The sequence below is a fragment of the Hydrogenophaga intermedia genome (assembly GCF_023715105.1).
Taxonomy (GTDB): domain Bacteria; phylum Pseudomonadota; class Gammaproteobacteria; order Burkholderiales; family Burkholderiaceae_C; genus Hydrogenophaga; species Hydrogenophaga intermedia_A.
In genome coordinates this window covers 1-9615 of the sequence record NZ_JAMBNO010000048.1, presented here as the reverse complement: position 1 = coordinate 9615, position 9615 = coordinate 1, and the positions used below count along the sequence as shown (strand labels likewise).

The window sequence follows — 9615 nt, the reverse complement described above, 5'->3', positions numbered from 1 at the left end:
GTACTTCCAGCCCCGCGCCCAGGTGGTCCCCCAGAAAGAAGAAAGCCCCGCCCTGCAAGAGCAGGACGGGGCTTTGAATCAACCTGGCTGAAGGCCTAGACCGTCAACTCCTTAGTCGAACGGCTAGTGTGAGAACAGCGGGTTTTTTCATTCCAGGGTGTCACGGATCCGGGTTTCCCGGTCCGTCGACGCCGCCCCCTTGAGGGGGTGACGCGCTGCAGGCGCGGCGCGGGGGTGGTCAAGCATGTGCAGAGCGCAGACGGATCGAGAAGTCGCGCAACGCGGCGATACCGCTTTCTTCGGCCCGGCGGCACCAGGCCTGCAGGTCAACAGCCAGCTGCTCGCGGGTCGCGTTCGTGCTCGACCACAGCGCACGCAGTTCTTCGCGCATGGTGACCATCTTGTCGAGCACCGGGTGCTCGGCACGCACCTGCGCCAGCTGGGGCTTCACCGCCGTGGGCACTTTGTCGTCGTCGCGATGCAGCCAACGCTTGGCGGCCTTGAGCACCGAGGCATCGGCCTGTCGCGCCTTGAGCGTGGCAATCTCGGCCTTGCAGGCTTCGCGCATCTCGCGCGCATAGCCGGCCATGACCTCATAGCGGTTGGCGATGATCGCCTCCAGCGTCTTTTCGTCGGCCACGGGTTTCACGTCACCAAACGCCAGCTTGGGCGGCACCTTCTTGACCGTGGCCAGTCCGGCCGATTCGAGCATGCGGATGTACATCCAGCCGATGTCGAACTCGTAGGGCTTGACCGACAGCTTGGCCGAGGTCGGGTAGGTGTGGTGGTTGTTGTGCAGTTCCTCGCCGCCGATGAGGATGCCCCAGGGCGAGACGTTGGTGCTGGCGTCGGCGGCCTCGAAGTTGCGGTAGCCCCACCAGTGGCCAATGCCGTTGATGATGCCGGCGGCCGTGATGGGAATCCAGGCCATCTGCAGCGCCCAGACCGCCAGGCCCAGCGCGCCGAACAGCAGCACGTTGATGATGAGCATCAGGCTCACGCCCAGCGCCGAGTGCCGGGTGTAGACGTTGCGCTCGATCCAGTCATTGGGGGTGTTGTGGCCGTAACGCTCCAGCGTCTCGGTGTTCTTGGCCTCGGCGCGATAGAGCTCGGCGCCCTCGTAGAACACCTTCTTGATACCGAAGATGTGCGGGCTGTGCGGGTCGCCCTCGTGCTCGCACTTGGCGTGGTGCTTGCGGTGGATGGCCGTCCACTCCTTGGTGACCATGCCGGTGGTCATCCAGAGCCAGAAGCGGAAGAAGTGCGCTGCGATCGGGTGCAGGTCGAGCGAGCGGTGTGCGGAATGGCGGTGCAGGTAGATGGTCACGCTGGCGATCGTGATGTGCGTCAGCACCAGCGCCACGATGAGCACTTGCCACCAGGTGAACCCGGTGAGGCCATTGCTCAGGAAGTCGACGGCGCCATCCACGAAGGCAGACAGGAATCCGGTGTCGGAAGGAATCATCAAGGTCCAATCAGGACTGCCCGAAAAACAGGATGCAGAAAAACCCGTGCGCCCGGGGCAGGCGGGCGACAGTGCCTCGATTTTAGGTGGGGGGGCCTCCACCACCAAGTCTTTTGGCCTCTATGTGACCTCGAACTGGCTGGAAGTTCAGGGTCAATTGACGCCGATCAAGCCTTTTTCCGCCAGACGGCAGCAAAAAAGCCGTCCGTTCGGTGCCGATGAGGCCACAAGCGCAGGAATTGACCACCGATGCCGGTACACAGATCGCTGGCCTGTTCCACCCGAAGGCCATGGAGGATGTCGACCACCGGCTCAGGCTCGAACGCCGGGTGCGCGGCCAGGAAGACCTCGGCGATCGCCTCGTTCTCCTCGCGCAGCAAGCTGCAGGTCGCGTAGACCAGCCGCCCGCCGGGCTTGAGCAGGCGCGCCGCGCTGCTCAGGATGGCCTGTTGCAGTTCCGCCTGCGCCGCCACCGTCTGCGGCGTCTGGCGCCATTTCAGGTCGGGACTGCGGCGCAGGGTGCCCAGCCCCGAGCACGGAGCGTCCACCAGCACGCGGTCGATCTTGCCGGCCAGTCGCTTGATGCGCTCGTCGCGCTCGTGTGCGATGGCCACCGGGTGCACATTGGACAGACCGCTGCGGGCCAGCCGCGGCTTGAGCGCATCCAGCCGATGGGCCGAGGTGTCGAAGGCGTAGAGGCGGCCGCTGTTGCGCATGGCCGCGCCGATGGCCAGCGTCTTGCCGCCCGCCCCGGCGCAGAAATCGACCACCATCTCCCCACGCTTGGCGTCGAGCAGCAGGGCCAGCAGTTGCGAGCCTTCGTCCTGCACCTCGACCTCGCCGTTCGCGAACGCCGGCACCTTGGCCAGCGCGGGCTTGCCCTGCAACCGCAGGCCCAATGGCGAATACGGTGTCGGTTCCGCCGTGACGCCAGCGGCTTTCAGTGCGGCCAGTGCTGCCTCGCGCTTGGTCTTGAGTGCGTTCACCCGCAGGTCCAGGGGGGCGGGTTGCAGCAGGCTCGCGGCCAGCGCGTCGAACTGATCACCCACCTGCGCGCGCAAGGCGTCGGCCAGCCAGTCGGGCAGGTTGTGGCGGTGCGGCGCCAGCCATTCGTCCTCGCGCACCTTCGCTGTGGCGTCCAGCCAGACCTTCTCGGGCTCGCTCAGGGCGCTCTTGAGGAAGTCGCGGTCACCCGGAAATCCCAGGATGGCCAGCCGACGCCACTTGGAGCCGCTGCCCGAGCGCGCCAGCCACTCGAACTTCAGGCGCTCGCGCAGCGCCGCGAACACGGTGTCGGACAAGGTGGCGCGCTCACGCGGCCCGAAGGACTTGTGTTCGCGGAAATAGCGGGCCACCACGGCGTCGGCCGGGTGGTCGAAGCGGAACACCGCTTCCATGAGCGTGCTGCATTCGTCGAGGAGGGCTTTGGGGTGCATGGGCGCATTGTCCCAGCCCGGCGAGCCCGGGGCTCGATAATCGCGGGTTATGTCCGAGATTCAAGACCAGGTGCGCCGCCGGCGCACCTTCGCCATCATTTCCCACCCCGACGCGGGCAAGACCACCCTCACCGAGAAGCTGCTGCTGTTCTCGGGCGCCATCAACATCGCGGGCAGCGTGAAGGCGCGCAAGGCCGCGCGCCACGCCACCTCCGACTGGATGGAGATCGAGAAGCAGCGCGGCATCTCGGTCGCATCGAGCGTGATGCAGATGGAGTATCGCGATTGCGTCATCAACCTGCTGGACACACCCGGCCACCAGGATTTCTCGGAAGACACCTACCGTGTGCTCACCGCGGTGGACGCGGCGCTGATGGTGATCGACGCCGCCAACGGCGTGGAACCGCAGACGCGACGGCTGCTGCAGGTCTGCCGCGCACGCAACACGCCCATCATCACCTTCATCAACAAGCTGGACCGCGAGGTGCAGCCGCCCCTGGACCTGATGGACGAGATCGAGCGCGAACTCGGCATGACGGTGGTGCCCTTCACCTGGCCGGTGGGCATGGGCAAGACCTTCCGCGGCGTGTATGACCGCCGCGCCGAGCGCATGCGCGTGTTCGCGGCGGGCGAGGACAAGCGCGGTGGCGACGAGGAAGTGCTCGAGGGGCTGGACAACCCCGAGACCGCGCAACGCTTCGGCAGTGAGTTTGCGCAGGCAAAGGACGAACTCGAACTGGTGGCCGGCGCCTCGCCCGCCTTCGACGAACAGGCCTTCCTGCAAGGTCAGCAGACACCGATGCTCTTTGGCTCGGCGGTCAACAACTTCGGCGTGCGCGAGGTGCTCGACGCGCTGGTGGACCTGGCGCCGCCGCCCGGTCCGCGCGCGGCCATGCAGCGCACGGTGGAGCCGCAGGAGCGCAAGTTCAGCGGCGTGGTGTTCAAGATCCAGGCCAACATGGACCCGGCGCACCGCGACCGCATCGCCTTCGTGCGCGTGGCCAGCGGCCACTTCGAGCGCGGCATGAAACTCAAGGTGGTGCGCAGCGGCAAAGAGTTGCGGCCCAACACGGTGGTGAGCTTTCTCTCACAGCGCCGCGAGCTGCTCGACGAGGCCTTCGCGGGCGACATCATCGGCATCCCCAACCACGGCGTGCTGCAGCTGGGCGACACGCTCACCGAAGGCGAGACGCTGCAATACACCGGCCTGCCCTTCTTCGCGCCCGAGATCATCCGCAGCGTGGAGGTTGCCGACCCGCTGCGCAGCAAGCAGCTGCGCGCCGGCCTCACCCAGCTCGGCGAAGAAGGCGCGATTCAGGTGTTCCGCCCGGTGGCGGGCAGCGTGCTGCTGCTCGGCGCCGTGGGGCAACTGCAGTTCGAGGTGGTGGCGCACCGCCTGGAGCACGAATACGGCGTGAAGGCGCGCATCACGGGCAGCTCGTACAACGTGGCGCGCTGGGTCACCTGCGCGCCCGAAGACGGCGGTGAGCAGGAGCTCAAGCGATTCATCGACGCCAACGCGCACCGGGTGGCCCTGGACGCCGTGGACGCGCCGACCGTGCTACTCGATCACCTGGCCACGCTGCGCGCGGTCGAGGCCAACTGGCCGAAGATCAAGTTCCACGCGATGCGCGAGCACGCGGGCCTGGTGTTTGCGAAATCGATGTAAAGCCGCTCAGCCCGCCGCGAGCAGCCGCTCCACCGCGAGCGGGTAGATCATGTGTTCCTGGCTGAGCACGCGCGCGGCCAGCGCCTCGGCAGTGTCGCCGGGCAGCACTGGCACCACCGCCTGTTCCAGGTACTCGCCGTGGTCGAGCTCGCTCGTCACACGGTGCACCGTGGCGCCGGCAAACCGGCAACCGGCCTCGATGGCGCGCTGATGCGTTTTCAGCCCCGCAAAGGCCGGCAGCAGGCTGGGGTGGATGTTGATCAGCCGCCCTTCGTAGTGCCGCACGAAGCCGGGCGTGAGGATGCGCATGAAGCCCGCCAACAGCACGAGCGCCGGGCGGTGCGCGTCAATGGCCTGCATGAGCGCCGCGTCGAAGGTCTCCCGGTCGGCGTGCTGTTTGTGGTCGATCACCGCCGTGGCGATGCCTTGCTCGCGCGCCCAGCCCAGGCCGACGGCGTCGGGCCGGTTGCTGATCACCGCCACCACACCGGCCCCGAAGCGCTGAGCCCAGCGGCGCTGGCGTGAGGCTTCGACCAGCGCGGTCATGTTCGAGCCGCTGCCCGAGATGAGAATGACGATGGGGCGGGCGGGCAGCGCTGACATGGGGCGGGAGTGTAATGAGACCTGCCGGCGCACTCGGCTTGTCACCGCGTGGACAGCACAAAAACGAACGGTCGTGCGAAACTGCGCCGCAGTGCAACACCCCGCCCGCAATGCCGCGGGCAAGCCAAGGAGACAACATGGACCTGGCCTTCACGCCTGAGGAACAGGCGTTTCGCGACGAGATCCGCGCCTGGGTGCGCGACAACCTCCCTGCCGACATCAGCCAGAAGGTGCACAACGCCCTGCGCCTGTCTCGCGAGGACATGCAGCGCTGGGCAAAGATCCTGGGCAAGAAAGGCTGGCTTGGCTATGGCTGGCCCAAACAGTTCGGCGGCCCTGGCTGGAGCGCGGTGCAAAAGCACCTGTTCGAAGAGGAATGCGCGCTCGCCGGCGCGCCACGCATCGTGCCCTTCGGCCCGGTGATGGTGGCGCCGGTCATCATGGCCTTCGGCAACAAGGAGCAGCAGGAGCGCTTCCTGCCCGGCATCGCCAGCGGCGAGGTGTGGTGGAGCCAGGGTTACAGCGAACCGGGCTCGGGCTCGGACCTGGCCAGCCTCAAGACCCGTGCCGAGCGCAAGGGGGACAAGTACATCGTCAATGGCCAGAAGACCTGGACCACGCTCGGCCAGTACGGCGACTGGATGTTCAATCTCGTGCGCACCAGCACCGAGGGCAAGCCGCAGACGGGCATCTCCTTCCTGCTGCTGGACATGAAATCCAAGGGCGTCACGGTGCGCCCGATCAAGCTGCTCGATGGCGAGTTCGAGGTCAACGAAGTGTTCTTCGACAACGTCGAGGTGCCGGCCGAGAACCTGATCGGCGAGGAAAACAAGGGCTGGACCTACGCCAAGCATCTGCTCAGCCACGAGCGCACCAACATCGCCGACGTCAACCGCGCCAAGCGCGAGCTCGAGCGCTTGAAGCGCATCGCGCGCACCGAAGGCGTGTGGGACGACGTGCGCTTCCGCGACCAGATCGCCCTGCTCGAAGTGGACATCGTGGCGCTGGAAATGCTGGTGCTGCGCGTGCTCTCGGCCGAGAAGACGGGCAAGAACTCACTGGACATCGCCGGCCTGCTCAAGATCCGCGGCAGCGAGATCCAGCAGCGCTACAGCGAACTCATGATGCTCGCGGCCGGCCCCTTCAGCCTGCCCTTCATCCACGAGGCGATGGAAGCCGGCTGGCAGGGCGATTTCCCGGGCGGCGTGGTGGCCAACGCGCCGCTGGCGTCCACCTACTTCAACATGCGCAAGACCACCATCTACGGCGGCTCCAACGAGGTGCAGCGCAACATCGTCGCGCAGACCGTGCTCGGCTGATCAGGAGATACACATGGACTTCGATTTTTCCGACGACCAGGTGGCGCTGCGCGATGCGGTGCAGAAGTGGGTTGAAAAGGGCTACACCTTCGAGCGTCGGCGCGCGATCGTCGAGGCCGGCGGCTTCGACCGCGGCGCCTACGGCGAACTGGCCGAACTCGGCCTGGCGGGCCTGTACATCGACGAAGCCCATGGCGGCCTCGGCATGGGCCCGGTGGAAGGCATGGTGGTGATGGAAGCGCTGGGCGGCGGCATCGTGCTGGAGCCACTGGCCCAGACGCTGATTGCCAGCGGCGTGATTGGCGCCTACGGTGGCGACGACGTGAAGTCCGCCTGGCTGCCGAAGATCGCCAGTGGCGAGGCGCTCGTGGTGCTGGCGCTGCAGGAGCGCGGCGCGCGCTACCGCCTGGACCGTCTGGCCACCACCGCGAACAGCGCGGGCGGTGGCTGGCACGTCAGCGGGCACAAGCACCTGGTGGCCGCGGCCGACCGGGCCGACGCCTTCCTCGTGCCCGCGGTCGCCAACGGCAAACCGGCGCTGTTCCTGGTGGAGGCCGGCGCCGCTGGCGTCAAGACCTCCGGCCACCTCACGCAGGACGGCAGCCGCGCTGGCGACCTGACGCTGGACAACGCGCCCGCCATGCTGGTGAGTGCCAACGGCCAGACCGCGCTGGAGCACGCGGTGGACATCGGCATCGCCGCGGCGTGCGCCGAGGCTGTGGGCGTGATGGACAAGGCATTGCTCGTCACCGCCGAGTACATGAACACGCGCAAGCAGTTTGGTGTGCCCATCGCCACCTTCCAGGCGCTGCGCCACCGCGCGGCCGACATGAAGATGCAGCTCGAGCTCGCGCGCTCGATGAGCTACTACGCCAGCCTCAAGCTCAACGCGCCGGCCGAGGAACGCCGCATGGCAATGGCGCGCGCGAAGGTGCAGCTCGGCCAGTCGATGCGCTTCGTCGGCCAGCAAGCGGTGCAGCTGCACGGCGGCATCGGCGTGACCGACGAGTACATCGTGAGCCACTACTTCAAGAAGCTCACCCAACTGGAAATGGCATTCGGTGACACCCTGCACCACCTGGGCGAGGTGTCGACCCGGATGCAAGACACCGCAGGCGTCTTTGCCTGACACCCTCCCCGGCGGCCCGCTTTCTGCGGGCCGCGTCGTTTTCGAAGGAGCCATCGCATGATCCAGCGCCGCCTCGTCCTGTCCTTGCTCGCCACCACAGCCCTGTTGGGCGCCTGCGCGCAACTGCCGGGGGGCGGCAGCACCGATCACCCGCCCGTGGTCTTCGTGCACGGCAACGGCGACTCGGCCTCGATCTGGCAGACCACCGTGTGGCGATTCGAGTCGAACGGCTGGCCGCGCGAGCGCCTGCACGCCATCGACCTGCCCTACCCGCTGGCGCGCGACGACGACACGAAGGCACAGCCCGGGCGCACCTCCACCGCCGAGCACATGGCCTATCTGAAGGCCGAGGTGGAACGCGTGCTGCAACGCACCGGCGCGAAGCAGGTGGTGCTGGTGGCCAACTCACGCGGCGGCAATGCGGTGCGCAACTACGTGCAGAACGGTGGCGGGGCGCAGGCTGTGAGCCATGCCATCCTGGGCGGCACGCCCAACCACGGCGTGTGGGCCATCAAGGGCTTTCGCGAAGGCAACGAGTTCTCGGGCACCGGCCCTTTCCTCACCGCGCTCAACGCACCCAAGAACGCTGCCGGCGACGAGGTGACCGGCCCGGTGAAGTGGATGACGATCCGCTCGGACAACAACGACAAGTTCGCCCAGCCCGATGGGCTGTGGATCGGTGCGCGCGGCACGGCCACCAACGTCGGCTTCGACGGCCCGGCGCTCAAGGGCGCCACCAACGTGGTGCTGCCACGGGTGGACCACCGCGAGACCTCTTTCTCACCGGCCGCCTTCGAGGCCACGTACCGCTTCATCACCGGCCGCGCGCCGCAAGCGAGCCAACCGGTGGCGGCGGGCCCGGTCGTGCTGGACGGCAAGGTCACGGGCCTGGGCCTCACGCCCACCGATCCCGCGACGGGCAATTACGCCAACAACCTGCCGCTGCCCGGCGCGCAGGTCGAGGTGTACGCCGTCGACCCTGCCACCGGCGAGCGCCGCGGCGCTGCCCTGCACCGCAAGGCGGTCGCAGCGGATGGCCGCTGGGGCCCTTTCACCGCGCCGGCCGGCGCACCACTGGAGTTCGTGGTCAGCGCGCCAGGCTATGCCACCACGCACATCTACCGCAGCCCGTTCCCGCGCAGCAGTGGCTTGATCCACCTGCGCGCCGAGCGCCTGGCCGAGGCCGACAAGGCCGCCGCCTCGGTGGTCACGCTCACCCGCCCCCGGGGCTACTTCGACCTGGCGCGCGACCGCATGTCGCTCGACGGCAAGCCACCGCCCGGTGTGGGGCCCGGCGGTGCGGGCTTGTCCAGCGCGAAACTGCTGATCAAGGAACCCGGCGTGCGCACCGTGGCGGCCGAGTTCAATGGCGAGAAGCTCGTGGGGCGCAGCTGGCCGACCGGCGAGAACCGGTTGGTGTTGCTGGAGCTGACGTACTGACGCGGTACCGCGCAGGCGGCGGCCGGCGCGTCCTCAGGCGTGCAGCCGCGAGGTCTTCGGCAGGTGCGCCATCAGGAACTCCATCTGGTCCGCCAGGATGCGGCGGTTGCGCAGGATGAAGTCTTCCCACAGGCTGGGCACATAGGGCGCGTAAAGCAAGGGCATGTGGGCCTGCTCGGGTGTCTTGTTGCCCTTGCGGTGGTTGCACGACTTGCATTCCACCCATGGTCCAAACTTTACCAGTTGGGGGCTTACGCCCCAGGAGGCTGCCCCAGACGTGTCGAATCAAACCGCCGCACCAATAGTTATTGCTATCTACTAGTTTACTGTTAGACTGGGTGCATGCATCGCCCGGAAACCGCCAACACCGTCGTCCACATCGCGATTGATGCGCCGGACGCGCTGACGTGTTGATTTCCACGCAAAGCTGACCCGGGGGAGATGCGGACAAAAACTTGGACTACCAGGAGGTAGTTCATGTATTCGTATCAAGACAGGATTCGGGCGGTCGAGCTATACATCAAGCTTGGCAAGCGCGTTCGAGCAACCATTCG

7 protein-coding genes and 1 pseudogene are annotated in these 9615 nt (G+C 67.1%); 4 read left to right on the top strand and 4 right to left on the bottom strand.

Annotation, left to right across the window (positions count from 1 at the left end):
* Window positions 1–238: 238 nt before the first annotated feature.
* Complete coding sequence (locus M3149_RS22160; RefSeq protein WP_251711537.1) at window positions 239–1465, bottom strand: DesA family fatty acid desaturase; 1227 nt, start codon at window positions 1463–1465, stop codon at window positions 239–241.
* A 167-nt stretch (window positions 1466–1632) separates the two neighbouring features.
* A complete protein-coding gene (locus M3149_RS22155; protein ID WP_251711536.1) occupies window positions 1633–2901 on the bottom strand; it encodes an RsmB/NOP family class I SAM-dependent RNA methyltransferase in 1269 nt (422 codons plus the stop codon).
* Window positions 2902–2950: 49 nt separating this feature from the next.
* On the opposite strand from M3149_RS22155, the gene M3149_RS22150 reads away from it, so the two are divergent.
* Window positions 2951–4570, top strand: coding sequence for a peptide chain release factor 3 (locus M3149_RS22150; protein ID WP_251711535.1), 1620 nt, complete (start codon window positions 2951–2953; stop codon window positions 4568–4570).
* A gap of 6 nt (window positions 4571–4576) precedes the next feature.
* Here the strand turns inward: M3149_RS22150 and purN are convergent, their stop codons facing one another.
* Window positions 4577–5173 carry a phosphoribosylglycinamide formyltransferase gene (purN, locus tag M3149_RS22145; RefSeq protein ID WP_251711534.1) on the bottom strand — a complete coding sequence of 199 codons (597 nt, stop codon included), beginning with the start codon at window positions 5171–5173 and terminating at the stop codon, window positions 4577–4579.
* Between the two features lie 137 nt (window positions 5174–5310).
* Between purN and M3149_RS22140 the strand changes: the two genes are divergently transcribed.
* From M3149_RS22140 to M3149_RS22130, 3 genes are read left to right on the top strand one after another with little or no spacing between them, the layout of a single operon-like run.
* The gene (locus tag M3149_RS22140; protein WP_251711533.1) at window positions 5311–6492 is read left to right on the top strand and encodes an acyl-CoA dehydrogenase family protein; all 1182 of its coding nucleotides are present in this window, start codon (window positions 5311–5313) and stop codon (window positions 6490–6492) included.
* A gap of 13 nt (window positions 6493–6505) precedes the next feature.
* Window positions 6506–7621, top strand: coding sequence for an acyl-CoA dehydrogenase family protein (locus M3149_RS22135; protein ID WP_251711532.1), 1116 nt, complete (start codon window positions 6506–6508; stop codon window positions 7619–7621).
* 57 nt (window positions 7622–7678) lie between these two features.
* Window positions 7679–9061 carry an alpha/beta fold hydrolase gene (locus M3149_RS22130; protein ID WP_251711531.1) on the top strand — a complete coding sequence of 461 codons (1383 nt, stop codon included), beginning with the start codon at window positions 7679–7681 and terminating at the stop codon, window positions 9059–9061.
* Window positions 9062–9094: 33 nt separating this feature from the next.
* Here M3149_RS22130 and M3149_RS22125 read toward each other — a convergent pair.
* Window positions 9095–9277: pseudogene (locus M3149_RS22125) on the bottom strand (HNH endonuclease); the annotation flags it as partial.
* Window positions 9278–9615 lie beyond the last annotated feature (338 nt).

Bases quoted from the DNA above. Each gene is read 5' to 3' on its own strand.
- M3149_RS22135 (WP_251711532.1), top strand. From the start codon at position 6,506: ATGGACTTCGATTTTTCCGACGACCAGGTGGCGCTGCGCGATGCGGTG.
- M3149_RS22160 (WP_251711537.1), bottom strand. From the start codon at position 1,465: ATGATTCCTTCCGACACCGGATTCCTGTCTGCCTTCGTGGATGGCGCC.
- M3149_RS22155 (WP_251711536.1), bottom strand. From the start codon at position 2,901: ATGCACCCCAAAGCCCTCCTCGACGAATGCAGCACGCTCATGGAAGCG.
- M3149_RS22140 (WP_251711533.1), top strand. From the start codon at position 5,311: ATGGACCTGGCCTTCACGCCTGAGGAACAGGCGTTTCGCGACGAGATC.
- M3149_RS22130 (WP_251711531.1), top strand. From the start codon at position 7,679: ATGATCCAGCGCCGCCTCGTCCTGTCCTTGCTCGCCACCACAGCCCTG.
- purN (WP_251711534.1), bottom strand. From the start codon at position 5,173: ATGTCAGCGCTGCCCGCCCGCCCCATCGTCATTCTCATCTCGGGCAGC.
- M3149_RS22150 (WP_251711535.1), top strand. From the start codon at position 2,951: ATGTCCGAGATTCAAGACCAGGTGCGCCGCCGGCGCACCTTCGCCATC.